Origin of the sequence: Neorhizobium sp. T6_25 (assembly GCF_002968555.1) — a bacterium.
Classification (GTDB): Bacteria; Pseudomonadota; Alphaproteobacteria; order Rhizobiales; family Rhizobiaceae; genus Neorhizobium.
This window is the reverse complement of sequence record NZ_PVBL01000022.1, coordinates 97,566-123,957: the sequence shown is the minus strand read 5'-3', so window position 1 is coordinate 123,957 and position 26,392 is coordinate 97,566. Positions and strand designations below refer to the sequence as shown.

At 62.7% G+C, this 26,392-nt stretch carries 18 protein-coding genes and 1 riboswitch; of the genes, 13 read left to right on the top strand and 5 right to left on the bottom strand.

Translation table 11 applies throughout. From position 1 onward, the window contains the following. Positions 1-2: 2 nt before the first annotated feature. On the top strand, positions 3-1,340 hold the full coding sequence (gene gor, locus C5L10_RS24530; protein ID WP_245448147.1) for a glutathione-disulfide reductase: 1,338 nt from the start codon (positions 3-5) through the stop codon (positions 1,338-1,340). A 24-nt stretch (positions 1,341-1,364) separates the two neighbouring features. On the opposite strand, the gene C5L10_RS24525 is transcribed toward gor, so the two are convergent. Continuing rightward, positions 1,365-2,726: a TadE/TadG family type IV pilus assembly protein gene (locus tag C5L10_RS24525; RefSeq protein ID WP_105431778.1), complete on the bottom strand. Its 1,362-nt coding sequence runs from the start codon at positions 2,724-2,726 to the stop codon at positions 1,365-1,367. 281 nt (positions 2,727-3,007) lie between these two features. Between C5L10_RS24525 and C5L10_RS24520 the strand changes: the two genes are divergently transcribed. The 5 genes from C5L10_RS24520 (at position 3,008) to bluB (ending at position 8,515) form a co-directional block, all read left to right on the top strand. After that, positions 3,008-4,381: a class II 3-deoxy-7-phosphoheptulonate synthase gene (locus C5L10_RS24520; RefSeq protein ID WP_105431777.1), complete on the top strand. Its 1,374-nt coding sequence runs from the start codon at positions 3,008-3,010 to the stop codon at positions 4,379-4,381. A gap of 160 nt (positions 4,382-4,541) precedes the next feature. Continuing rightward, positions 4,542-4,952 (top strand): GFA family protein, encoded by a 411-nt coding sequence (locus tag C5L10_RS24515; RefSeq protein ID WP_105431776.1) that lies wholly within the window; start codon positions 4,542-4,544, stop codon positions 4,950-4,952. A gap of 60 nt (positions 4,953-5,012) precedes the next feature. After that, the gene (locus C5L10_RS24510) at positions 5,013-6,686 is read left to right on the top strand and encodes an NAD+ synthase (protein WP_105431775.1); all 1,674 of its coding nucleotides are present in this window, start codon (positions 5,013-5,015) and stop codon (positions 6,684-6,686) included. A 15-nt stretch (positions 6,687-6,701) separates the two neighbouring features. Further along, positions 6,702-7,535, top strand: a complete 834-nt coding sequence (locus tag C5L10_RS24505) for a TolB family protein (protein ID WP_105431789.1) — start codon at positions 6,702-6,704, stop codon at positions 7,533-7,535. A 27-nt stretch (positions 7,536-7,562) separates the two neighbouring features. After that, positions 7,563-7,748: riboswitch (cobalamin riboswitch) on the top strand. A gap of 80 nt (positions 7,749-7,828) precedes the next feature. After that, positions 7,829-8,515 carry a 5,6-dimethylbenzimidazole synthase gene (gene bluB, locus C5L10_RS24500; protein ID WP_105431774.1) on the top strand — a complete coding sequence of 229 codons (687 nt, stop codon included), beginning with the start codon at positions 7,829-7,831 and terminating at the stop codon, positions 8,513-8,515. On the opposite strand, the gene C5L10_RS24495 is transcribed toward bluB, so the two are convergent. Together C5L10_RS24495 and C5L10_RS24490 are read right to left on the bottom strand one after the other, a co-directional pair. Further along, on the bottom strand, positions 8,516-9,208 hold the full coding sequence (locus C5L10_RS24495) for a hypothetical protein (protein WP_105431773.1): 693 nt from the start codon (positions 9,206-9,208) through the stop codon (positions 8,516-8,518). It abuts the gene before it with no gap. A 141-nt stretch (positions 9,209-9,349) separates the two neighbouring features. After that, positions 9,350-11,677 carry an NADP-dependent malic enzyme gene (locus tag C5L10_RS24490; RefSeq protein ID WP_105431772.1) on the bottom strand — a complete coding sequence of 776 codons (2,328 nt, stop codon included), beginning with the start codon at positions 11,675-11,677 and terminating at the stop codon, positions 9,350-9,352. Between the two features lie 232 nt (positions 11,678-11,909). Here C5L10_RS24490 and C5L10_RS24485 point away from each other — a divergent pair, with 232 nt between their 5' ends. Beyond that, entirely contained in the window at positions 11,910-12,713 is an 804-nt protein-coding gene (locus tag C5L10_RS24485; protein WP_172717146.1) for a UDP-2,3-diacylglucosamine diphosphatase, read from the top strand. Positions 12,714-12,822: 109 nt separating this feature from the next. After that, entirely contained in the window at positions 12,823-14,010 is a 1,188-nt protein-coding gene (locus C5L10_RS24480; RefSeq protein ID WP_172717144.1) for an MFS transporter, read from the top strand. Here C5L10_RS24480 and dgcA read toward each other — a convergent pair. After that, a complete protein-coding gene (gene dgcA, locus C5L10_RS24475) occupies positions 13,980-14,963 on the bottom strand; it encodes an N-acetyl-D-Glu racemase DgcA (RefSeq protein WP_105431770.1) in 984 nt (327 codons plus the stop codon). The two genes, C5L10_RS24480 and dgcA, sit on opposite strands and share 31 nt — an antisense overlap. Before the next feature lie 151 nt (positions 14,964-15,114). Here dgcA and C5L10_RS24470 point away from each other — a divergent pair, with 151 nt between their 5' ends. From C5L10_RS24470 to C5L10_RS34440, 5 genes are read left to right on the top strand one after another with little or no spacing between them, the layout of a single operon-like run. Beyond that, positions 15,115-16,224 carry an ABC transporter permease gene (locus tag C5L10_RS24470; protein WP_105431788.1) on the top strand — a complete coding sequence of 370 codons (1,110 nt, stop codon included), beginning with the start codon at positions 15,115-15,117 and terminating at the stop codon, positions 16,222-16,224. After that, entirely contained in the window at positions 16,224-17,069 is an 846-nt protein-coding gene (locus C5L10_RS24465) for an ABC transporter ATP-binding protein (protein WP_105431769.1), read from the top strand. The genes C5L10_RS24470 and C5L10_RS24465 overlap by 1 nt, the downstream gene beginning before the upstream one ends. Before the next feature lie 8 nt (positions 17,070-17,077). Then, on the top strand, positions 17,078-18,448 hold the full coding sequence (locus C5L10_RS24460) for an MlaD family protein (protein WP_105431768.1): 1,371 nt from the start codon (positions 17,078-17,080) through the stop codon (positions 18,446-18,448). A 37-nt stretch (positions 18,449-18,485) separates the two neighbouring features. Beyond that, positions 18,486-19,100 carry an ABC-type transport auxiliary lipoprotein family protein gene (locus C5L10_RS24455; RefSeq protein ID WP_105425929.1) on the top strand — a complete coding sequence of 205 codons (615 nt, stop codon included), beginning with the start codon at positions 18,486-18,488 and terminating at the stop codon, positions 19,098-19,100. 3 nt (positions 19,101-19,103) lie between these two features. Next, on the top strand, positions 19,104-19,589 hold the full coding sequence (locus C5L10_RS34440) for a barstar family protein (RefSeq protein WP_105431767.1): 486 nt from the start codon (positions 19,104-19,106) through the stop codon (positions 19,587-19,589). Between the two features lie 78 nt (positions 19,590-19,667). Here the strand turns inward: C5L10_RS34440 and C5L10_RS24445 are convergent, their stop codons facing one another. Further along, a complete protein-coding gene (locus tag C5L10_RS24445) occupies positions 19,668-26,090 on the bottom strand; it encodes a hypothetical protein (RefSeq protein WP_105431766.1) in 6,423 nt (2,140 codons plus the stop codon). Positions 26,091-26,392: the final 302 nt, after the last annotated feature.

Here is a 26,392-nt window from a genome sequence, read left to right as displayed (position 1 = left end):
GGGTGAGGGCGGGCCGCGTGGCGGCATCGCTCGGCAAGAGGGTTGCGATCGCCGAGGAATATCGTTTCGGCGGCACCTGCGTCATTCGCGGCTGCGTGCCGAAAAAGCTCTTCGTCTACGCATCGCAATATCACGAACATTTCGAGGATGCGGTCGGTTACGGCTGGGAAGTCGGAGCGAGCACGTTCGACTGGAAGAAGCTGATCGCCGCCAAGGACAGGGAGATCGCCCGCCTCGAAGGCCTCTATCGCAAGGGTCTCGAAAACAACGGTGCGGAAGTCCTCGAGACCCGCGCCGAGCTGGTCGACGCCCATACGATCCGGCTCGTGAAGACCGGCAGAACCGTGACCGCCGAAAAGATCGTCATCGCCACCGGCGGCGCGCCCAACCCGCATGCGGCGCTGCCCGGCCATGAGCTCTGCATCTCGTCCAACGAGGCTTTCGATCTGCCCGAACTGCCGCGCTCCATCCTGATCGCCGGCGGCGGTTATATCGCGGTCGAATTCGCCAACATCTTCCACGGCCTCGGCGTCGACGTGACGCTGATCTATCGCGGCAAGGAGATCCTGTCGCGCTTCGACCACGACATGCGCCAGGGCCTGCACAAGGCGATGGTCGAAAAGGGCATCCGCATCGTGCTGACCGATGTGATCGAGGAGGTCACCAAGGCGCCGGCCGGTGGGCTTGTTGCCAGGACGCTCAACGGCGAGACGATTGCCGTCGATACCATCATGCTGGCGCTTGGGCGCGACCCGAATACCAAGGGGCTGGGCCTAGAGGCCGCGGGCGTCGAGCTGAACGAGCGCGGTGCCATCGTCGTCGACAGATATTCCCGCACCAGCGTACCGCATATCTATGCACTCGGTGATGTCACCGATCGGGTACAGCTGACGCCCGTGGCGATCCACGAGGCGATGTGCTTCATCGAAACCGAGTACAAGGGCAATCCGACCGCTCCCGACCACGACCTGATCGCCACCGCCGTCTTCTCGCAGCCGGAGATCGGCACGGTCGGGCTGTCGGAAGAGGAGGCCGCCAAGCGCTATCCGGAGATCGAGGTCTACCGTGCCGAATTCCGGCCGATGAAGGCGACGCTTTCGGGACGGTCGGAAAAGATGATCATGAAGCTGGTCGTCGATGCGGCAACCCGCAGGGTGGTCGGTGCCCACATCCTTGGCCACGATGCCGGCGAGATGGCGCAGCTTCTCGGAATTTCGCTGAAGGCCGGCGTCACCAAGGATGATTTCGACCGCACCATGGCCGTCCATCCGACGGCTTCGGAAGAACTCGTCACCATGTACAACCCGAGCTACCGGGTGAAGAACGGCGAGCGCGTCTGACGCACTCCCGACTTCGGCGCCGCGTCAGCTGGTGATCCGCGGGGTGCTGACGATCTTGTGGAAAAGGGTATTCATGGCGCCCGCTATGCCCTCTTCGAGCGAGACCTCGAAGAAATAACCGGGGCTCGCGCATTCCTTCATCTTCGCGGAAATCCCGCCATCGAACGGCTTTACCCACTTTTTCCAAAACTCATTGCTGTGTAGCGGCAGATAGGTGGTGTAGAGTACCGCAATACGGATGTTCTTTTCCTTCAGCGCCTGACAGAATTTTGTATCGATAGGCTCGATACAACGGCCCGCCGTGTTGGTCACCAGACCTTTCTCGCTGGTGCAGCCGTTCGGTTTGTAGCTGTCTCCCACACCGTCTGCCACCAGGAAGACAATCTTCTGGCGGTCGGCCTTACTCGTGCCGTTTCCCGGAAGGCCATATGCCGGCTTACTGAGAATCTCATCCCCAATGCGCGTGAGAGCGTCATCAAAGCTGGTTTGTTGATCGCTGTTGTAGTTCTGCTTTGGAATGCTCATCAGTTTGATTTTTTCAGTTGCCTCGCCGACCGTAGTGAGGTTTTCGTTCAGTTCGGCGACCTTGAAGAGCTGTGCGTCCTGCGCCCGTTCTCCGAAGGTGTAGGCCGCCATGCGAAACTGGCCGGGCACGGTCTGCGTATCCGTTGCAGTTTTCATCAAAGTTTCGGTTGCTTCGGCGACGACATCGATACGAATAGGGATGCGGTTCTGCTTGGCGACGTTGTAATAGCTGTTCGGATCTTCCTTTCCGTCCTCATGGACAATATGGCATGCAAAGGCGCACTCTTTGTCCTTGCCCTTGCCATCCGAACCGTTGCGAGTTGCGGATTTCATATCGTCGATGGCCTGCGAGTTGGCAGCAACGCCCATGGAAGGCGTGTTGTCGAGCAGCATATAAAAGTCGAGGAACGACGGCGTCTGGTACTGCGCGGTGGCCTGGCCGGAAACGGTAATGTCGTCCTTGCCGAGGATCGTCATGAAAGTGGTCCGCAAGGTCGCGCTGAACGATACGCGCGAGGTCAGGATGCCGTTGTTTTTCGCGACCTCGATATCGACGTTGACGGGAAGGGTGGAAAGCTCGCCGAACATCTGACCGAGGAAGATGCTTCGGGCTTCGGCCGGATCAAGCGCGACGCTTCCGTCGCCCGGCAGCTGCATCGCCTGAGCGACAGCCTTCGATTTTTCGGCGATCGCGCCGACGGCAGCCGCATCGGCAGCGCCGACGAGTTGCTGCTTGACTGTAAGTGCGTGGCCGAAATCGAGCGCCATGCCGGCTGTTCCGATCAGTGGAACCAGTAGAAAGGCGGTCATGACGCCGAAATTGCCGCCGCGATCCTTCCAGAAACGTGTCATCTGATGCATCGCCTGCTCCCCAGCAAGAAAACCTTGCAGGAACGTCGCGCAAATTCGTGAAATTGTGGCTAAGAACGGAATTAAAATACAAGGCATGTCTTGATTTCATACTGCACGCGATGCGACCGGGTACTGCGTCAGCTTGATATTCCTGGCCTTTAGCGCGGGGACGGGCCGGCGGCGAAAGCGGGCAAAACGGCTATGCAACGGTGCTGTTAAGGTTTATAAGCCGCCTCGATTTTAAAGACTTGCCCGGCGGAGGATGGCCGAGGCTGAAACAGGTGAGCGAGATGGCACAGAATTGGACCCCGAGCAGTTGGCGGCAAAAACCGATCCAGCAGGTCCCGGAATTCCCGGACAAGGTTGCGTTGGCAGCGACCGAAGCTCAGCTCGCAACTTTTCCGCCGCTCGTGTTCGCCGGTGAGGCCCGTCGCCTGAAGAAGCAGCTCGCCAGCGTCGCGGAAGGCAATGCCTTCCTGCTGCAGGGTGGCGACTGCGCCGAGAGCTTCGTCGAACACGGTGCCGATAATATCCGCGACTTCTTCCGTTCGTTCCTGCAGATGGCGGTTGTCCTGACCTATGGCGCCCAGCTTCCGGTCGTCAAGGTTGGCCGCATCGCCGGCCAGTTCGCCAAGCCGCGCAGCAACTCGCACGAGACCCAGGACGGCAAGACGCTGCTCACCTATCGCGGCGACATCGTCAACGGCACCGAGTTCACCGAGGCGGCCCGCACGCCGGATCCGGAGCGCCAGATGATGGCCTACCGGCAGTCGGCCGCGACCCTCAACCTGCTGCGCGCCTTCGCGATGGGCGGCTATGCCAATCTCGAAAACGTCCACAAATGGATGCTCGGCTTCGTCAAGGATAGCCCCCAGGGCGAACGTTACCGCAAGCTCGCCGACCGCATCAGCGAGACCATGGACTTCATGACGGCGATCGGCATCACTTCGGAAAACCAGCCGAGCCTGCGCGAGACGGACTTCTTCACCAGCCACGAAGCGCTGCTGCTCGGCTACGAAGAAGCGTTCACCCGCGTCGACTCCACCTCGGGCGACTGGTATGCGACGTCGGGCCACATGCTGTGGATCGGCGACCGCACCCGTCAGCTCGACCATGCACATGTGGAATATTTCCGCGGCATCAAGAACCCGATCGGCCTCAAGTGTGGTCCGTCGCTGCAGGCCGACAACCTGATCGAATTGATCGACGCGCTCAACCCGACGAACGAAGCCGGTCGTCTGACGCTGATCTGCCGTTTCGGTTACGACAAGGTCGCCGACGCGCTGCCGAAGCTGATCCGCGCTGTCGAGCGGGAGGGCAGGAAAGTCGTCTGGTCCTGCGATCCGATGCACGGCAACACGATCACGCTCAACAACTACAAGACCCGGCCGTTCGACCGGATCCTGTCGGAAGTCGAAAGCTTCTTCCAGATCCATCGTGCGGAAGGCACCCATCCGGGCGGCATCCATATCGAGATGACCGGCAAGGACGTCACCGAATGCACCGGCGGTGCTCGTGCGGTCTCGGCCGGCGACCTGCAGGACCGCTACCACACCCATTGCGACCCGCGCCTCAACGCCGACCAGGCCTTGGAGCTCGCCTTCCTGCTCGCTGAGCGGATGAAGAGCGGCCGCGACGAAAAGCGGATGGTTGTCAACGGCTGAACCGCCGCGCATCATCGCTGAAAATCGAAGAAGGCCGGCGGTGACGCCGGCCTTTCTGCATCTTGATATGGCTTCCATTGATGATCATCATCAGCGGAATAGATTTGACCTCGCGGCCCGCGCTCGCGACACTCGGCCGTCGCTTCGTTGAGGATGGTGCATGGAGCAGAAGAACAGTGGTCGTTGCCTGTGCGGCGAGATCCGGTTTGAGACGGTGGGTCCGCTGCGGACGGTCACGGCCTGCCATTGTTCGCAATGCCGCCGCCAGACCGGGCTTTATTACGCGGCGACCAGCGTTCGCGTCGAGAACATGACGCTCGAAGGCGAGGAGGCGCTGAGCTGGTATCGCGCCAGCGACGAGGCGCGGCGCGGCTTCTGCTCGCAATGCGGCTCCGCGCTGTTCTGGCAGGAGGAGGGCGCGGCGAGCATTTCGATCCTGGCGGGCGCTTTCGATCAGCCGAGCGGGCTTGTCATGGGCGAGCATATCTATTGCGCCGACAAGGGGGATTTCTACCAATTGCCCGAGGACAGCGTGCCGCATTATCCGGGCGATCGCCCCGCATCCGCCTGAACCATAAAAAACTCTCGGAACAACGTTGCCGCCACCGACGGCTGGCGCTAAATCGGTACCATGACCCAGGACATCAGCCAGACTTTCCGCATCGCCGTCGCCCAACTCAACCCGACCGTCGGCGATATCGCCGGCAATCTGGCGCTGGCCCGAGAAGCCCGAAAGGATGCCGCCCGCGAAGAGGCGGATCTCATCCTGTTCACCGAGCTCTTCCTGTCCGGTTATCCGCCGGAAGACCTCGTCCTGAAACCGGCTTTCCTCAACGCCTGCCTGAAGGCGGTGGAGGAGCTTGCGGCCGATACGGCAGACGGCGGCCCCGGCGTCATCATCGGCTTCCCGCGTCAGGGCGCGGAAGGCCGGCACAATTCGATCGCCGTGCTCGACGGCGGCAAGGTGATCGCGGTGCGCGACAAGATCGACCTGCCGAACTATGGCGAGTTCGACGAGAAGCGGGTCTTCATCGCCGGAGAGATGCCAGGCCCCGTCAATTTCCGCGGCGTCCGGCTCGGCATCCCGATCTGCGAGGATATCTGGGGCGATCTCGGCGTCTGCGAGACGCTCTCGGAAAGCGGGGCGGAAATCCTGCTCGTGCCGAACGGTTCGCCCTATTATCGCGGCAAGGTGGATATCCGCCATCAGGTCGTTCTGAAGCAGGTGATTGAGACCGGCCTGCCGATGGTCTATGCCGCCCAGCTCGGCGGTCAGGACGAACTGGTCTTCGACGGCGCAAGCTTCGGCTTCAACACCGACAAGTCGCTTGCCTTCCAGATGAGCCAGTTCGAGCCGGCCGTCGCCGTCACCGAATGGAGACGGATTGGCGAGACCTGGCATTGCGCCCGCGGGCCGATGGCCCGCATTCCGGAAAAGGAGGAGGCGGATTATCGCGCCTGCCTCCTGGGGTTTCGAGATTACGTCAACAAGAACGGCTTCAAGTCGGTCGTGCTCGGCCTGTCGGGCGGCATCGACAGCGCCATCTGCGCGGCGATCGCCGTCGATGCGCTGGGCGAGGAGAGGGTGCGCACGGTGATGCTGCCTTACCGCTATACGTCAGAGGATTCGCTGAAGGACGCGGCCGATTGCGCCAAGGCGCTCGGCTGCCGCTACGATATCGTGCAGATCGCCGAGCCGGTGGACGGTTTTTCGTCGGCGCTGGCGGAGCTGTTCGAAGGAACCGACGAGGGCATCACCGAGGAAAACCTCCAGAGCCGCGCGCGCGGCACGATCCTGATGGCGATCTCCAACAAGTTCGGTTCGATGGTGGTAACGACCGGCAACAAGTCGGAAATGTCGGTCGGCTACGCGACCCTCTACGGCGACATGAATGGCGGCTTCAACCCGATCAAGGATCTCTACAAGATGCAGGTCTATGCGCTGGCCGCCTGGCGCAACCAACACCTGCCGCCGACAGCTCTCGGCCCCAGCGGCGAGGTGATCCCGAAGAACATCATCTCCAAGGCTCCGTCCGCGGAACTCAGACCCAACCAGACCGACCAGGATTCGCTGCCGCCCTATCCGGTGCTCGACGATATCCTCGAATGCCTGGTCGAGTTGGAAATGGGGACCGAGGAGATCGTTGCCCGCGGCCACGACATCGCAACCGTTCACCGGATCGAGCACCTGCTCTATCTCGCTGAATACAAGCGGCGCCAGTCGGCACCGGGCGTCAAGATCACCAAGAAGAACTTCGGCCGCGATCGGCGTTATCCGATCACCAACCGGTTCCGCGATCGGTAGGAGAGGATCATGGCCCTGCGCAGCTCGGTCGAGATCTTCAATATCCGGACGAGGACGATGCGGGTGGTCTGGCAGACGGAAGCTCTGTTCGAGGCGCCCAACTGGTCGCCCGACGGGCGTTACCTGATGCTCAACAGCGAGGGCCTGATCTATCGTCTGTCACCGGAGGGTGATGACGGGCCTGAACTGGTCGATACCGGCTTTGCCCGCCAATGCAACAACGACCACGGCATTTCGCCGGACGGTTCGCTGATCGCCATCTCCGACAAGGTGGAGTTCGGCAAGTCGGCGATCTATGTGCTTTCCGCCGCCGGTGGCGGCGTGCCGAGGCTGGTGACCCGGAACCTGCCGTCCTACTGGCATGGCTGGTCGCCTGACGGAAAAAGCTTCGCCTATTGCGGCATCCGCGGCGACGAGTTCGACATCTATACGATCGGCATCGAAGGTGGCGCAGAGACGCGGCTGACATTCGGCGAGGGCCGCAATGACGGGCCGGACTATTCGCCGGATGGGAAATGGATCTATTTCAATTCCAGTCGCAGCGGGCTGACGCAGATCTGGCGCGTTCCGGCCGCCGGCGGCATGGCCGAGCGGATCACCGACGGCGGTTACGGCGACTGGTTTCCGCATCCGTCACCGAAGGGTGACAAGCTCGTCTTTGTCTCCTACGATGCCGATGTCTTCGATCACCCGCGCGATCTCGACGTCCGCATCAGGCTGATGGACATGGACGGCGGCAATGTCGAAACGCTTTTCGAGCTCTTCGGCGGGCAGGGCACGATGAACTCGCCGAATTGGTCGCCTGATGGCGATGAGTTTGCCTATGTGCGCTATTTTCCCGTCGCATGAGCGCCTTGCGCCGAGGATGGCGTGAGGGCATAACCGATCCCGTCAGGTGCCGGCGACAAGCCGGAGAATCGGGAATCCGGGGTGGAACCGGAACGTGCCCAACGCTGTGAGGTGGATGCTCGGCCGCAGGATAAGCCACTGGGAAACCGGGAAGGCGGCGGTTGAGGCGGATGAAGCCAAGTCAGAAGACCGGCCTGACACGATAGACCGACCCCGCGCGGACGGCGGAAAGGTTTCGGACCTCTCCTTGCTTCTGAAAGGCAAGGGAGCAACGGCATTGTTGGGGACAAACGATGCAACCTGATCCTTTCGCGCATGCCTTGCTGCCTGCCGGTGAATTTTCGAAGGCCGAGCGTGCGGCCGTCTACAGGGCGATCGAGACGCGCCGCGACGTGCGCGACCAGTTCTTGCCCGATCCGCTGCCGGACGACCTGGTAAAGCGGCTGCTGGGCGCCGCGCATTCGGCACCCTCGGTCGGCTTCATGCAGCCCTGGAACTTCATCCTCATCCGCGATCCGGCGCTGCGGGAGGCGGCTCGTGCCGCCTTTTCGCGCGCCAATGACGAAGCCGTGGAGATGTTTCCGGAGGAGAGCCGCGACCTTTATCGCAGCCTCAAGCTCGAAGGCATCGTCAAGGCGCCGCTCTCGATCTGCGTCACCTGCGATCCGGATCGTGCCGGCCCGGTGGTGCTCGGCCGCACCCACAATCCGCGCATGGACGTCTATTCGACGGTCTGCGCCGTGCAGAACCTGTGGCTTGCGGCAAGGGCCGAGGGCGTCGGTGTCGGTTGGGTCAGCATTTTTCGCGAGGAGGACGTGCGTGCGCTGCTGGGCGTTCCCGACCGCGTCGAGATCGTCGCGTGGCTATGCCTCGGTTATGTCGATCAACTCTATGCCGAGCCGGAATTGGCGCTCAAGGGCTGGCGCCAGCGGTTGGCGCTGGAGGAGCTGATCTTTCAGGATCGCTGGGATAACCGTTGATCACTGCTGCGGCTGCGGTCCTGCCGATTTCGGATTGCTGAGGTCGATATCCGCTTCGGGCAGGAAAGCCGGCCCGACGGTGCGCACCTTCTTGTTTGGATCGTATGGCCGCTCCTGCGGCGGTGGAGCGGGCGGCTGGACCGCGGCCTGCGGCTTTTGCGGGCGGGTCTGCAGCTTGGTGATCCCGGAATAGGGCTGCTCTTCTCTCGGAAGTTCGATGCCCGGCACCTTTCGGCGGTCATCGACAACAGGCGGCAGCGGCTCGAAGGAGGGGATGCAGCGCTGTTCGCGAATGGCGGCGAGAATGGCATTCCGCTCTTCCGAGGGCAGGATCATCTGCCGCGAACTGTTCCGTTCCGCCGCCAGCGCGTCGCGGCTCTGTTCCATTCTTTCCAGCGCATCCCGCATCTGGCCGCAGACCTCGGCATTCGGGCCACCCAGAACCACCACGCTGCCATTGCCGCAGCCGGCGCGGCGCATGTCGACCCGCAATTCCCGGATATCGGCATTGTATTCGCCAAGCTGCTGGGCGTAGCTGCGCGCTGCAGACGTGTTGCCGATGATCTGCGGGCTGTTTCCAAGTTTCCGGTAAAGGGCTGCACAAACGGCAGGGTCCCCCGCCAGCGCTGCGGCAGGCAGAAGCAAGAGCGGTATGGTCAGCAGGCCGCGAAGCGGTATTGGCAATTCCGGCATCCTCTCCAAATGGGAGATGGCATCATGGAACGTGCCGGTTGATAATCTCATAAAGCCGCGATCACCGCACGGTGAAATCGATCCCAAGCGCCGTTCGAGCCCCGAACGGCGCTCGCGCCAAAGCATGAGAAGATTGGCAACTCAGGATAGAATCTGCAGATTTGGCTGCGAGGCTTCCACGACGGCGAGCGCCGCCATGTTCACCACGCCGCGAGACGTCACCGAGGACGACAGGATATGCGCCGGCTGGGCCGCCCCGAGAAGAATCGGGCCGACATGCAGTGCGTCCGTGAGGTTGCGGACCAGACCGAGCGAGATGTTTGCCGCATCGAGATTCGGGAAAACCAGCAGGTTGGCTTCGCCGGTCAGCGAACTGTCCGGCATGGCCCGCTTGCGCAGCGTTTCCGACAATGCCGAGCCACCCTGCATTTCGCCGTCCACTTCCAGCTCCGGCGCCCGCTGGCGGACCAGCTTCAGGGCAGCCCGCATCTTCTGGGCGCTTTCGGAATCGCGCGAGCCGAAGTTCGAGTGGCAGATCAGCGCAGCCTTCGGGGCTATGCCGAACCGGCGGATTTCCTCTGCCGCCAGAATGGTGATCTCGGCGATCTCCTGCGCGGATGGGTTGTAGTTGACGAACGTGTCGGTGAAGAACATCGCGCCGCGCTGGGAGATGACCAGGCTGAGGCCCGAGAAGGCGCAGACACCCGGCCGCTTGCCGATGATCTGGTTTACGTCGCTGAGATGCTTGTCGTAACGGCCCTCGACGCCGCAGATCAGCGCGTCCGCATCACCGCGCTTGACCGCCAGTGCACCGATTACCGTATTGTTGGTGCGCACGATGGTGCGTGCCGCTTCCGGATTGATACCTTCGCGACCGACCAGGGTGAAATATTCATCGACATAGTCCCGATAGCGCGGATCGTCTTCCGGGTTGACCACCGCGAAATCCACATTCGGCCGGATACGGATGCCGAAACGCGCCAGTCGCGCCTCGATGACCGAAGGACGGCCGATCAGGATCGGGGTTGCCGTCTTTTCCTCCAGCAGAACCTGCGCGGCGCGCAATACGCGTTCGTCCTCGCCCTCGGCGAAGATCACGCGGTTCTTTTCGGAAACCTTGGCGGCGCTGAAGATCGGCTTCATGACGAAACCAGAGCGCCAGACGAAGCGGTTCAGCTGGTCGAGATAGGCCTCGAAATCCTGGATCGGCCGCGCGGCGACGCCGGTCTCGGCCGCTGCCTTTGCGACCGCAGGCGCAATGCGCAGGATGAGGCGTGGATCGAAGGGCGAGGGGATCAGATAGTCTGCGCCAAAAATCGGCGACTCGCCGGAATAAGCGCGTGCCGCGACGTCGGAGACTTCCTCGCGGGCAAGCGCCGCGATCGCCTTGACCGCCGCCATCTTCATTTCCTCGTTGATCGTCCGGGCGCCACAATCGAGCGCGCCGCGGAAGATGTAGGGGAAGCACAGCACGTTGTTGACCTGGTTCGGGAAGTCCGAACGGCCGGTGCAGATCATCGCGTCGGGACGGGCGGCGCGGGCAAGCTCGGGCATGATTTCCGGCGTCGGATTGGCAAGCGCCATGATCAGGGGCTTTTCGGCCATCTGTGCCAGGAGTTCGGGCTTCAGTACACCCGCGGCGGACAGACCGAGAAACACGTCGGCACCGCCGATGCTGTCGGCAAGCACACGCTTGTCTGACTTCTGGGTGTAGATTTCCTTCCACTCGTCCATCAGCGTATTGCGCCCGTCATAGACGAGGCCTTCGATGTCGTGGACCCAGATATTTTCTTTCTTCGCGCCGAGCGAAACGAGGAGATGCAGGCAGGCGAGTGCTGCGGCACCTGCGCCCGAGGTCACGATTTTTACGTCGGCGATGTTCTTGCCGGCGAGTTCCAGCCCGTTCAGGACTGCGGCGGCGACGATGATCGCCGTGCCGTGCTGGTCGTCGTGGAAGACCGGGATGTTCATCTTTTCGCGCAGCCGGCGTTCGACTTCGAAACATTCCGGAGACTTGATGTCTTCGAGGTTGATGCCGCCGAAGGTCGGCTCGAGCGCCGAAACGGTTGAGACCATCGCCTCGATGCCGGGCGCGTCGATCTCGATGTCGAACACATCGATGCCGGCGAACTTCTTGAAGAGGACGGCCTTGCCTTCCATGACCGGCTTGGAGGCCAGCGGACCGATATTGCCGAGCCCAAGCACGGCCGAACCGTTGGAGACGACAGCGACGAGGTTGGCGCGGGCGGTATAGTCCGCGGCCAAGTCCGGGTTGTCGCGGATCGCCAGACATGGGGCTGCAACGCCCGGAGAATAGGCAAGGGCCAGATCGCGCTGGTTGCCGAGCGGCTTGGTCGCCTGGATCTCCAGCTTGCCGGGCCGCGGATAGCGGTGGAAGAACAGCGCCTGCTCGTCGAGATCGCCGCTGACCGGCATGGCCGGCGACTTCGGTTTATCCTGCGCGTTCATGTTTCCTCCTGGCTTGCTTGTTCTGTCTTTGAGGGGTCGAAAGGAGAAACCCCTCATTACATCAAACGACCCAAAGCAACAGCAGCTAATTTGCGGTCATGGCGGAAATTGGAACAGCGTCGATCAGGCGTCGAAACGGACCTTTCCCAGCCCCTGTCATCATCCTGAAACACGAGTCTGGTTTTGAAGCCAACAGAAGCGGCAGCGAAAGGACGACTTCGTGACCGGTGAGATGGATACAAGACATTTCAGAACGCTCTTCATTTCGGACGTTCATCTGGGCTCCAAGGCAGCCCGAACGGACTTCCTCCTGGATTTCCTGCGTTATCATGAAGCGGATACCATTTTCCTGGTCGGCGACATCGTCGACGGCTGGCGGCTGAAGCGCAACTGGTATTGGCCGCAGGGCTGCAACGACGTGGTCCAGAAGCTGTTGCGCAAGGCGCGCAAGGGCACCCGCATCGTCTACATCCCCGGCAACCACGACGAATTCCTGCGTTCCTTCCCGGGCACGCATTTCGGCGGCATCGAAGTCGCCGAGCGCGAAATCTACGAAATGGCCGACGGCAAGAAATACCTGGTCCTGCATGGCGACGAGTTCGACGTCGTGGTCCGCAACGCCCGCCTGCTCGCCTATCTCGGCGACTGGGCCTATGACGCGGCGATCGTCATCAATATCGGGCTCGCCGCCATCCGCCGCCGCCTCGGCATGCCATACTGGTCCTTCTCCGCCTGGGCCAAGCTGCAGGTCAAGCACGCGGTCAATTTCATCGGCGAGTTCCAGCGGGTCGTCGCCGACGAAGCCCGCCGCAACAATGTCGATGGCGTCATCTGCGGCCATATCCATCACGCCGTCATGGAGGACATCGACGGCATCCACTACGTCAATACCGGCGACTGGGTGGAGAGCTGCACGGCGATCGCCGAGAATTTCGACGGCACGCTGGAATTGATTTCCTGGCAGAACATGGCCGCCACGGCGGAAATCAAGTCCTTGCCGGCGCCGCAATCCATCGAGGACATGCGGGCCGCCTGAGCGGCCTGCAACAGATGGACGGGCCTGCCAGAGGGCTATATCTTGCCATAGGCAGGCACAAGGGTGTGTGTTAGGTAAGCTGAAACTTCAGCAACCCACCCGTGAAATCGTGATTCCCTCAAATACGGCGCAGACAGCGCCCCGGTTCTTCCAGTTGCGCTGTGCGATCGCCTATGGGGCGCCGCTCGGGGTGAACGGAGTGATTCTGCCCTATCTGCCCGTCTGGCTCGACGGGCTTGCCTTTACCGAATTCGAAATCGGCCTCGTGCTCGCAGCCCAGCTTTTCCTGCGCGTGGCTGCCGCCCCGGTTGCCGGCCTGCTTGCCGACCGGATGACGGAACGGACCCTGATGCTCGCCTGGTCCGGCGCGTTGTCGTTGTTGACGGCATTCGCCATGTTCTTCACCCGCGATTTCTGGCCGGTTCTCACCCTCATCGCCGTTCAGGCGGCGGTCTTCGCACCCTATGCGCCGATCGTCGAATCGATTGCCGTCAGCGGGGTCCGGCGCTGGGGTTTTCAGTATGGTTCGATGCGCGTCTGGGGATCCGTCGGCTTCGTGGCCGTGGCCCTCCTCGTCGGAGAACTCCGCGGCTTCTGGGGTTTCCAGGCTATTCCGTGGGCGATAGCTTTCGGTTTTCTCCTGACCGTCGCCGTTGCCTTCGCGGCTCCGAAGCTCGGCCGGGCGGTTGCAAGGCCGGACCCAGACAGGATGCCTCAGCCAAGCTCGCTCAGAAGGCTCGACCTGCACGTGCTGATGATCGGCGCATCGGTGGCGCAGGCAGGGCACGGCATGTTCTATACGTTCGGCACCATTCATTGGCAGCAGATCGGGTTTTCGAGCGGCTCGATCGGCGTCCTGTGGAGCGCGGCCGTCGTGTCGGAGATCTTCGTCTTTTTCGCGGGGGGCTGGATCGCCAGGCGGATTTCTCCCTGGACGCTGATGCGGATCGGGTGCGCGGTCGCGGTGGTCCGCTGGACGCTCTTTCCGATGCCGCTCGACTTCTGGGGATATCTGGCGCTGCAGGCCACCCACGCCTTCACGTTCGCCTTTGTCCATATCGGCATCCAGCACCGGCTGGTCGAGGCAGTGCGCGAAGACCAGGAAGCCTCGATGCAGGGCGCCTATGTCTTCTACAACGGCGTCTTTCTGGCGCTTGCGACGGTGCTTTCCGGCGTACTCTACCGCCAGTTCGGCCCGACGAGCTATGTGGCGATGTCGGTCCTGGCGCTGGTCGGCCTGTCGATCATCGCGCTTGCGGCAAGAATTCAGCCCCAGAGGGTCGCTTCCGGCGGATAGACGAGGGAACCTTCGTAGCGCAGCCCGTCCGGCCGGTCGCGGGAAAGCAGCAGAGGCCCGTCGAGATCCGCATAGTCGGCATCCTGGGCCAGCAACACGGCCGGCGCCATGGCAAGCGAGGAGCCGACCATGCAGCCGATCATCACGGCAAATCCGAGCCGCTGTGCTTCCGCCTTCATCGCCAGCGCCTCGGTCAGTCCGCCGGTCTTGTCGAGCTTGATGTTGACCGCGTCGTACCGGTCGCGAAGGCTTTCCAGGTCCTCCGTGGCGTGCACGCTTTCATCGGCGCAGACGGAAACGAGGCGGCGGATACGGCCAAGCGCCGCATCCCGGCCGGCGGGCAATGGCTGTTCGATCAGCGACACATTGGTTTCCGCGGCAATCGCCATGTGGTGGGCGAGGTTTTCCTCGGTCCATCCTTCGTTGGCATCGACGATGATCCGCGCGGCCGGCGCGGCGTCGCGAACGGCCCTCAGCCGCGCCTCGTCATCGTCGGTTCCGAGCTTGACCTTGAGGAGCGGACGTTGCGCGTTCCTTGCAGCTTCGGCCGCCATGTCCTCCGGTTCCCCCAGCGACAATGTGAAAGCGGTGACGAAGGGTTTGCGGCTGGTGGCGCCGATCATGTCGGCGACGCGCTGCCCGCCGAGCTTTGCCTCGAGGTCCCAGAGAGCGCAGTCGACGGCATTTCGGGCGGCGCCGGGCTTCATCCGCCTCTGCAGTTCTGCACGGCTCAGACCGGCGCGGATAGCATCGGAGACCGCTTCGAGCTCCGCCATCACGCCGTCCAGGCTCTCGCCATAACGCTTGTAAGGCACACATTCGCCACGGCCGGAAACGCCGTTCTCACGGACGACGCAGGTGATGACCTCCGCCTCGGTCTTGGAGCCGCGGGAAATCGTGAACGAACCGGCGATCGGAAACGTCTCTATTGTGGCTTCGAGGTGACGGCTCATGGTTTTACGCGTCCCGTTGTGGCAAATCCCTATGACGCAGCTATATTGCCGGTCTCGAAAGTGCGATCAACCGCATCGTATTGAAACGCCTGACGCTTAAGCGCGAAAGAAACACGTGACGTTCCAGCCAGCCGAAATCAAGGCCGAAAATATGCCCGGCGACGGCGGCGAACGATACGTACTGGCCGGCGAATGGCGCGGCCCGACGATAGCACCTGTGCTCAAGGAGTTCGAGCGGTTCGAAAATGCCGCAAACCGGGGCAAGGTGGAGATCGATCTTTCCGGTATCACCGGCGTCGATACGGCCGGCGCCTGGCTCATCCGCCGACTGATGACCGCCAAGGGCGGGCAGGGCGGAGAAGCGGCCCTGGTGGGCGGCGAAGGCCCGATCCGGGAGTTGATCGGCGTCTTGCCGGAACACGTTCCTGCGCCGCCTGCGGACGCCGGAGCTAAGGGAACCCTGTTCGAACGCCTGTTTGCGCCGATCGGCGCAGTGATGGTTTCGCTCGGCGGCGATTTCTACGCAGCCATGCATATTCTCGGCTCGGCGGTTCGCGGCGCGCAGATGAAATTCGGACGCGGTGCCGGCGTGTCTCCGGCGTCGGTGGTCTCCCATATCGACCGCATGGGCGTGCGTGCGGTGCCGATCATCGTGCTGATGTCCTTCCTGATCGGCGCGATCATCGCCCAGCAGGGCGCCTTCCAGCTCCGATATTTCGGGGCCGAGATTTTTGTCGTCGATCTGGTCGGCATCCTGCAGCTTCGCGAGATCGGCGTGCTGCTGACGGCGATCATGATCGCCGGCCGTTCGGGCAGCGCCATCACCGCCGAGATCGGGTCGATGAAGATGCGCGAGGAGATCGACGCCTTGACGGTGATCGGTCTCAATCCCGTCGGCGTGCTGATCTTCCCGCGCCTCGTGGCCCTGACCGTGGCGCTGCCGCTGTTGACGATCATCGCCAACTTTTCGGCCCTGTTCGGAGCGGCCGTCGTTGCTCTTGCCTATTCCGGCATCACCTTCGATACCTATCTGTCGCGCCTTCATGAGGCGATCGACCATACCTCCGTCGCCTCAGGCATGATCAAGGCGCCGTTCATGGCGCTGGCGATCGGCATCGTTGCCGCCGTCGAGGGCATGAAGGTCGGCGGCAGCGCCGAATCGCTCGGCCAGCACGTCACCACCTCGGTGGTGAAATCGATCTTCGCCGTTATCTTCATAGACGCGATGTTCGCCCTTTTCTATTCCGCGATCGATTTCTGATGGAGAACGGTTTGGAAGAGGTGCCGCAGACCGCGATCAAGGACAAGTCGAAAGGCCGGCAAGTGGTGCTGTCGGTCCGCGACCTGACCGTCGGCTTCGGCGACAAGCTGGTGCTCGACCATCTGAATCTCGACATCTATCGCGGCGAGATCCTGGGCTTCGTCGGCGCGTCCGGCACCGGCAAGTCGGTGCTGATGCGCACCGTGCTGGGCCTGCTGCCGCACCGTTCCGGCACGATCCACATTCTCGGCGCCGACTACGACACCGTTGCCGAAGAAGAGCGCATGGCGCTCGACACTCGGCTCGGCGTGCTTTTCCAGCACGGAGCGCTGTTCTCGGCCCTGACGGTCAAGGAGAACATTCAGCTGCCGATGCGCGAATATCTCGATCTGCCGCAGTCGCTGATGGACGAGCTCGCCTATCTGAAGATCGAGATGGTCGGCCTGCCGCCTGACGCCGCCGACAAATATCCATCCGAACTGTCGGGCGGCATGATCAAGCGCGCTGCACTTGCCCGTGCCCTGGCGCTCGATCCGGACCTCGTTTTCCTCGATGAGCCGACCTCCGGCCTCGATCCGATCGGCGCTGCCGATTTCGACGCGCTGATCGCCAGGCTGCGCGATACGCTGGGCCTGACCGTCTACATGGTCACCCACGACCTCGACAGTCTCTTCTCGGTCTGCGACAGAATTGCTGTGCTTGGAGAGAAACGGGTCTTGGTCGAGGGTACGCTAGAGGATATGTTTGCCTGTGACGATCCATGGGTACAGTCCTATTTCCGCGGCAAGCGGGCGCGGTCAGTCGTGGTCCAAGAAAAGCAGCCTGCGGCAGAAGTAGAAGAGTGACGTAACCTATGGAAACCAGAGCCAACTACGCCCTTGTCGGTTTCTTCACCTTGCTGGTGATCGCTGCCGCTTTCGGCTTCGTCTACTGGATGGCGCAATCCGGCCGCGGCGGACCGACGGCCGAACTGGCGATCCGCATCCCGGGCTCGGCGAACGGCTTGTCGGTCGGTTCTCCGGTTCGCTTCAACGGCATTCCGGTCGGTTCGGTGCGTAGCCTCACGATCGACCCGGACGATCCCCGTTATTCGATCGCATTCACCGAAGTGCGGGCCGATGCGCCCGTCTACCAGTCCACCCAGGCCGCACTCGAAGTGCAGGGCCTGACGGGGGCTGCCTATATCGAGCTTTCCGGCGGCGCTAAGGGGGAGGAGAACATCCTCCAGAAATCGATCGAGAACGGCCGTCCGGCCGTGCTGATCGCCGAGCAGTCGAGCGTCACCAACCTGCTCGCCACCGCCGACAAGATCCTCGACCGAGCGGACGCGGCGATCAGCGATATCCAAGGCTTCGTCGCCGATGCCAGAGGTCCGCTGACCCAGACAATCCGCAATGTGGAAACCTTTACCTCGGCGCTTGCCCAGAATTCCGACAGCATCGACAAGTTCCTGAACAGCCTCTCGACGCTTTCGACAACGATCGACCGGGTCTCCGGAACGCTGAACTCCACGCTTGCAGCCGCTGAACGGCTGGTGAGCGCGATCGATGCGGAAAAGATCAACGCCGTGGTCTCCAACACGGAGCGCGCCACGCGCAATATCGCCACGGCCTCGGATAAGTTCGACGACCTAGTGACCAATGTCCGCAACGCTGCGGCCAATTTCGAGAAGGCGGGAGCGGATGCCCAGGTTCTTCTGAAGCGCGCCGATACCGTGCTGGGTGCCGTCAATACCGACCAGGTCGCGACGACGATCCGCAATATCACCGCCGCCTCCGAGGACGCCCGCCAGACCATCGGCTCTGCCCGCAGCGTGGTCGACAATTTCGCTCACCGCAAGGACGATATCGACCGCGCGATCGGCGATTTCACCGATCTGGCAAAGAAGCTCAATGACGCTTCCAGCCGCGTCGACGGCATTCTTGCCAAAGTGGACGGACTTGTGTCGAGCGACGACTCGCAGGGCCTGTTCGCCGAGGCGCGCAAGACGCTCGAATCCTTCCGCACCGTGGCCGACAACATCAACGCGCGGGTCGGCCCGATCGCCGACAACCTGTCGCGCTTTTCGGCAAGCGGCCTGAGAGACATCCAGACGCTGGTCAACGATGCGCGCCGCACGGTGCAGTCGCTCGACCAGACGATCACCAATTTCGACCAGAACCCGCAGCGGCTGATCTTCGGCGGCGAGACGGTGAAGGAATATGACGGCAGAACGCGGCGCTAGGCGGGGCATTTTCAGTGTTGGAAAGAGTGGGATTTTGATGACCGGTTCTGAGGTTCTGATGCGACGCGCGGCCCGTGCCCCGGTTCTGCTTGCGCTGCCGCTTGTCGCGGCGCTGTTGGGCGGCTGCGGCAGCAAGGCCAACAACGACACGTTCGACCTGTCGATCACCCCGTCCGGCCAGGGTGTCTCGGCCCGCAACCGGCAGATCCTCGTACCCGAACCGACGGCATTGAAATTGCTGAACAGCGAACAGGTCGTGGTGCGCGTTTCCGCTTCCGAAATCCAGTATCTCGCCGATTCCCGCTGGGGCGACCGCTTGCCGGCGCTCGTCCAGTCGAAGCTCGTCGAGGCCTTCGAGAATTCCGGCCGCCTCGGCGGCGTCGGCAAGCCGGGGCAGGGCCTTGCGATCGATTACCAGGTCGTCACCGATATCCGCGCCTTCGAGGTCACCGCCGGCAGCCCCCGCCTCGCCAATGTCGAGATCTCGGCAAAAATCCTCAACGACCGCAACGGCACGGTGCGCGCCCAGAGCGTGTTCAAGGCGACGTCTCCGGTATCGGGCGCCGAGAACCGCGATTTCATCGAGGCGCTGGATCGCGCCTTCGCCAAGGTCGGCGCCGAGATCGTCGACTGGTCGCTGAAGTCGATGTGATGCATCAATGGCCAAAGTCCGGCTCAGGGATGTTCTAAATTCCGCGGGCCGACCCTATGTGATCCAGTCCACTGTCGACGGGATGCCCTGTCTCGTCGGATCAGCGCGACGAGTGACTGCGTCCAACCCCGCGAAATCGATTTTCATGGATGTACGAAAGAAGAAGACCTCTTCGCTGCCGTCATCCGCGGCTTGTCCATGCCCTATAGCCAGCTTAATTGGGACGGTTTCGATGAGGCCATGTGCGATCTGTCTTGGATCGAAACCGGTAGTATCAATATTGTTATACTGAACGGCGTCTTCTTATATCGCCACAATCCCAATCTTTTCCAAAGGTTCGTGAGTTCTCTCGACGCTATCGGTGCTGAGTGGGCCAAGCCGGTGACCGAAGGCGAGTCATGGGATAGGCCGCCGAGAGCCTTGCATGTCCTCTTTTCCAGCGACCGGAAATCCGATCTGCCTTTGCCGCTTCTTGACATCAATCTCTGATCCGGACTTCGTTATCTCCAAACAAAAAAGCCGCCCCGAAAGGCGGCTTTAAATTTCGCGCGGTTCCGATCCGGCTCTTTAGTTGAACCGGCCGGCGGCGTGGGCCAGCATCGTGTAGACCTTGCCCGTATCCGAGGTGAGGTAGCTCTGGGTGACCGTCTTGTCGCGGTCGGTGCGGGCGACGTCGGCGAGCAGCTTTTCGAAATCGGCGATATAGCGGTCGACGGCGGTGCGGAATTCCGGCTCGCGGTCGTACTTGCGCTTGATCTCGTCGAAGGTCTGCTGACCCTTCAGCGTGTAGAGGCGACGGGTAAAGACGTCGCGCTCGCCGCGCTGGTAACGCCGCCACAGGTCGACCGAGGCGTCATGGTCGATGGCGCGGGCGATATCGACCGACAGCGAATTCAGCGATTCCACCATGTGGCGCGGGTTGCGGTTGTCGCCGTTGCCGCGCGGAGCTGGGGCCGGTTCGGCGGCACGTGGTGCCGGCTGCGGCTGCTGACGGGGTGCCGGAGGCGTTTCTGCCACCTCGTCGCGCGATGCGCCGCGCAGCAGGTCGCTGATCCAGCCGCCGTCGGTGCCGCGTGGCTCCGGCGCGCGGGCGACGGGCGCCTGTGGCTGGCGATCGAGCGGCAGCGTGCCGCGCAGGGCGTTTCCAGCATAGGGATCATTGCGTGGCGCAGGCGGAGCCGGCTGCGGGATGGCTGCGGCGGCAGGCTGAGGCTGCGGACGGGCCGGAGCCGGCTGCGGAGCGGGAGCAGGCGCCTGGCGTGGTGCCGAAGGCTCGGAGATCTCGAAGTTCTGCGTCGAGCGACCGACCAGCGCCGAGATATCCTGCAGCGCCTTGATCTGCTCGGCGACGGCACGCCGCATGGCGGCGGCGCTTTCCTTGGCTTCTTCCGGCAGGTCGAAGGCGCCGCGCTTGAGTTCGGTGCGGGTCGTATCCAGCTCGCGGCGGATATCCTGCGCCGAGCGGCGGATTTCGTCGGTCGCGCCGGCGAAGCGGCTGATGGCTTCCTCAACCGATTCCCGGAGCGTGTCGCGCAGCTGTTCGGCGGCGCTGCCGGAGCGGGTGGTGGCATCCGACAGCAGCTGCTCGACGTCGCTGAGCGACTGCGAAATGCTGCCGCGCATCCGCTCGGAAAGGTCGCGGGTGCGCTTCTCGGCGTCAGACAGCGTCGTCTCGATGGCGTGGTTGGCATCGCTGCCGGCGCTGATCAGCGCTTCGCGCATCGCATCGGCGGTAACTTCGGCGCGATGCTGGGTTTCCCCGAGCGTCCGGCCGATATCGGCAAACGAGGCATGCAGGCTTTCGCGAAGCCGCGAGCCGACCTGCAGCGAACGTTCTTCCGCCCGCTCGAAAGCGCCGTCGACCAAGGTCGTCAAGCTGCGCATCGTCGTCTCGATTTCCTCGGAACGCTTGACCAGGCCGGTAGACAGGTTGCGCAGCGCATTCTGGCGTTCGTCCAGCGTGCTGACGAGATTGGACTGTGCTGCACCGAGGAGTTCGGATGCTTCGACAAGCACCCTCGAATGGTCGTCGAAGCGGCCGACGAGGCTGCTGACCTGCTCGAGCGTATTGCCGAAGACGTCCGACATACGGCCGATATTGTCTTCGAGCATGCGGGTCGAGCCGGAAACGATATCGGCGGAGTTGGTTGCCGACTGAACGAACCGGTTGGCCGTGACGCTGAGCTTGCGGTCGGCTTCCGAAAGATGGTGGGCGACGGCATCGGCGGTGCTGCCGAGTTCCTTTGCCGACTCCTGGACCATCGCCGAAATGCTCGAATTGCTTTCCGCCAGTTTGTCGATGAGGCTGTTGACGCTGGCTGATAGGCCTTGTTCGACGTGACGCATGGTGCCGGCGGCGCTCTCGGTCCGCTGCGTGATGGCGGCGAGCGTCTCGTTGGTCCGCGCGGCGATCGCGTCGACAAGCGCCGAGTTCTCGTTGCGAATGCGCGCCGTCGATTCGTCCGTCGCGGATGCAAGCCGTGTGGTCGTCTCTTCCGCCGCGGAAGAAAGCCGCGCGGTCGTCTCATCTGCGGCAGAGGCAAGCCGGGTAGTCGCTTCCTGCGCCACGGAGGAGAGCCGTTCCGCACCCTGCTGGGCAGCGGTCGTCATCTGCTCGATGGCGGTGCGGCCTGTCGCGGCATATTCCTCGACCATGGGCTTTGCCTTTTCATCGAGAAGGCGTGCCAGTTCAGCCGAGCGGCCGGCGAGCATGGAGTTCAGATCGCGGGCGCGGGCGTCGAGAGCCGAGTGAATGGCGTCGCCGCGGGCGGCGAGTGCCCGGTCGACGGCGTCCATGGCGGTGTCGAGCTGGTTTGCCGTATCGGCGAGCGTGGTGCGGATACCGTCGCCGCGCGAGTCGAGCGCCTTCTGCGCTTCGTCCAGCGCCTCGGAGATTGCCGTGACCTGGCGCTTCACCAGGCTGTCGGCCTCCGCGACCTTGTGGACGATCGCATTGCCGGCTTCCGAGAAGGCAAGTGCTACGGTTGCCGCCTGGCCGGCGAGCCGGTTCTGGGTTTCCGAAATCCGGCCGACGATCTGGGTCGACCGTTCCTCGATCGCCTTGGTGAATTCGGCGTTGCGGTTGGTGAGTTCCTCGGTGAACTCGGCACCGGCACGCGCCAGCACTTCGGCGGAGCGGGTGGCTTCGCTGTCCATGCTCTGGGCCGCGGCACCGACTGCTTCGCGCAGTGTCGAGGCAAGGCCGACGGCCTTGCTTTCGATAGTCTTGGTGACGTTGTCGAGACCGATGGTCAGCGCGCGGTCGATCGTGCCGAGGCGTTCCTCGATCCGGGCGGTGCGGCCGTCCATGGTCTCGGTGATGCGGTCCGAAGCCTCCACGGCGACACGTTCCAGGTCGGCCGTGCGGTTGGTGAGCGTGGCGGAAAGATTGACGCCAGCCTCGTCGACGAGCTGGGCTGCCTCGAGGATTTCGCCCCGGATCCGGCCTTCGAGCCCGCCGAACGTCGATTCGATGCGGCTGCCGGTTTCTTCGAGTGCGCCCTGAACCCCGCCGACCGTCTGACGGATGCGGTTGGAGAAGGCGTCGGCCGAGTGGCCGATTTCGCTCGCGGCATCGGAAAGCCGGACGGCGAGCGTGCCGACATTGTCGCGCAGGCGTTCTTCGAGAGACTGCCCCGCAGTGTCGATAGCGCCGCGCAGCGCATTCTGCTGCGTCTCGAGCGACATTTCCAGCATTCCGGCGCTGGCCGCGATCGAGGTTCCGAAGGAGGTGACCTGATCCTGCATCAGGTCGCCGATCTGGCTCTGGGCGTCGCTGAGCGTTGTCGCGAGCGACTTCGTGCGTTCGTCCAGGGTGTCGCGGATCTGCTCGTAACCGGAACCGAGCGTCGTTTCCAGCTGCTGGTGCCCAAGGCCGATGGTTGCGGCGATACGCTCCTGCGTCGAGCCGAGAACGGCTTCGACCCGCTCCAGTCCGTCCGCCATGCCCGTTTCGAAACGCTGTGCGCCGGTTGTGAGCGCGGTCTCGATGCGGCCGCTTGCGCTGCCGACGGTCTGTTCCAGGCGGTCGCCGCCGCTTTCGAGAACGCGGGCAATCTCGGCCGTGCGATTTTCGAGCGACTGGTCGAGATTGAGCTGGTTATCGGCATAGGCGTTGCGGATCGCTTCGGCGCGGGCCGCGAAGGACTGCTCGATGCGGACGTCGGCATCGATGAACGTGTTGGCGATTGCCGTCGACTTTTCGTCCAGCATGCTGGCGAGACGGTCTTCGCCAAGCGCGAAGGACGTGGCAATTTCCATCGACTTGTCGTCGAGGATTTCCGCGAGCCTGTCCCGGTTGACGCCAAGCGCCTCGTTGATTTCCGAGGTGCGGCGGGCAAGGTCTCCGCTCATGCGCTGTTCGGTTTCCGAAAGTGCGCGGGTGATGGAGTCCGACTTCTCCTCCAGCATGCCGGCGAGGCGGTCCTCACCGAGCGCGAAGGACGTCGCGATTTCCATCGACTTGTCTTCGAGGATCTCGGAAATCCGCTCGCGGTTGGTATCGAGCGACGTCTGCATTTCGGAAGCGCGCCGCCCCAGTTCGTCACCGAGCCGCTGTTCGCTGGCAATGAGCGTGCGGGAGATGTGCTCCGACTTTTCGTCGAACATGCCGGCAAGCCGTTCCGGCGCGCCGGACATCAGCGTTTCGATCGCACTGGATTTCTGGCTCAGCACTTCAGTCAGGTGATCGTGGCTGCCGGAAAGGGCGGCGACAATGGCGCCCGAACGGATGGCCAGACTCTGTTCGAACTTCGCCTGGTTTTCCGAAAGCGTGCTGAGAAGGCTGCTGCTGCGCTCAGTGATCGTTGTTTCGATGTCCTGGCGCGCGCTGGCAAAGCCGGCGTGAAGTTCGCCGGTGCCGGATGCAAACACGTCCTTGAGTTCGCCGGTGCGCAATGCAAGCGCGTCCTGAAGCTCGGTGGTGCCCGTTCCGAGCACTCCGTGCAGTTCTCCGGTGCCCGAGGCGAGCACGCCCTGGAGTTCGCTGGTACGCGTCGTCAGCACGTCCTGGAGTTCGGTGGTGCGTGTTTCCAGCGCTTCATGGAGTGCGCCGGTGCGGGTGGTGATGACCTCCTGGAACTCGCTGGTGCGTGCTTCAAGGGCTCCCTGAAGTTCCTGGGTGCGCGAAACGAGCACGGACTGGAGTTCGCTGGTGCGTGTTCCAAGTACATCCCGAAGCTGGCTGGTTCTTGATCCGAGGACGTCCTGGAGTTCGCCCGTGTGCGTCACGAGCGCATCCTGGATTTCGGTGGCGCGGGAGGCCAGCGTATCCTGAATTTCGGTGCTGCGGGCCGACAATGCGTCGGACAGTTCGCGCGAGCGGCTACCGAGCATGGCATCCAGCATTTCCTGGCCGGTGCCGAGCGTCGTCTCGAGTGCGAGCGACTGGTCGGTCAGCGAGGAACTGATGCGCTCGACGCTGGACGAGAGGATGTTTTCGATCGCATCCGAACCGCTCGCGACCGTCTCGTTGATGCGGGCGAGGCTGTCCATCAGCTTGCTGTCGAGCGTGCCGGCACGCTGGTCGAAGGCGGATGTGAACTGCGAGATGCTGTCGTCGAAGGTCGTGCTGAGCAGGCCGACGGTCGTCTGCAGGCGTTCTTCGAAGAAGCCGGAGCGCATGTCGAGGTCGAGGACCACATCTTCGACGGTGCTTTGCAGGCTCTGACGGAAGGACGAGGTCTTTTCTTCGAGCGAGCTGTTGAGCGCCGCAAGGATACCGCCGAGCGAACCGGTGAGCGTCTGTTCGCTTTCGGCAAGCCCGTCAGTGATCTCGCGCGTCCGGGCAAGCAGCGTCTCGTTCAGCTGCCGGGTGCGGTCCGCAAGTGCTGCGTTGAGCTTTTCGGTATTGGCGTCGAGCGAGGAGGCGCGCGTCTGGAATTCGTTGAGAAGCGCCTGGCCGCGCTGCGACAGCACGGTATTGATCGCATCCATGCGCTCGTCGAACTCGTGGGCGAGTGCGAATCCGGAGGAATTGAGCGTCTGCAGCAGGTTTTCGGTCTTTGTCGTCAGCAGGCTGCCGAGTGCTTCGCCGGCCGCGTTGGATTTTTCCATCAGCGCCGCGCCGCGCGTCTCGATCATCGAGGCAAAAGCTTCGCCTGATGTCGCCAGGCGAATGGAGATTTCTTCGGTCGCAAGCGACAGCTCTTCCTTGAGCTGATCATGGGCTCCAACGATCGACGAGCGGATGCGCTCGGCATGGTTGACGATCGCGTCGCGTTCGGCGCCGAGTTCGTGGACGAGGCCGCGAACGCGCAATTCGTTGTCGGTGAAGCTCCGCTCCAGCGCATTCACTTCCGAATGGACAAGCGTCTCAAGCTCGGCGGCGCGGGCGATGGTGCGCTCGATGCCTTCGTTCATTGCCGAGACTTCGCGGCGCACGGCCTGGCCGACACTCATGATCCGCTCGGAGGCGACGGTTTCCGGGTCGGACAGGCGAAGCGCAACCTCGGCCATCGAACGGGCAGCGGTTCTCAGATCCTGAGCGCGGGCCATCATGATCGCGAAGGCGAAGAACAGCATGATGGGAATGAGGATACAGACCGCCAGCGCGACGATGCCCGGAGCGGCGAGAACGCCTTCGACCGAGGTGATCTGCCAGAGCTGGTTGCCGTAGATCATCTGCCCGAGCGCGATGCCGCCAATTGCCCAGAGGATCGAGACGATCACCGCATTGCGGATCGACGAGCGCATCGCGCCGCCTTCCAGCGTCCGCAGGATCGCAGTCGAACTGCGTTTGCCCGCATCGTTGGCGGGCTGGAACGTGGGAGATTTGGCAGCGGTCTCGGTGGCTGCCGATCTGTATGATTCGGCGGCATCGTCCTGGTACTGGGTCTGACGCGGTTTGTTGGTGTCTGACACTCTTGCCTCCGAGGCATGGGGCACTGATCTAGGGCGCGACTGATCATCGTTGAAATTGATTTTTAGGGCATCTTCCAACGCCTGGAACGCCGTCTCATCGATCGACTCGCTGCTAGGGTTCTTTGCCATGCGGTTACGCCTCGTTACATACTCGCCCGGCAAATCCCATCTGACGCGCTGCCGCCCGCAGACCGACAGATGGAACGCTGCCTGCCGGAAACTCTCCACCCACAAAGCGGATTTCCAGTTTCCTATTCATTTTCAAGTCGGATGGCCGTTCTTTCAAACGGATGATAATGAAAGCTTACCAACCTACCATCCGGGGCAAAAGGACGATATTCCTCGCCACCTTAGGCGTATTGTAGTGGCACATTCGGCCACCCTGCACAATTAAGACGCCTGCCTTCGAACGATGCCGTGGAATGTTGTTA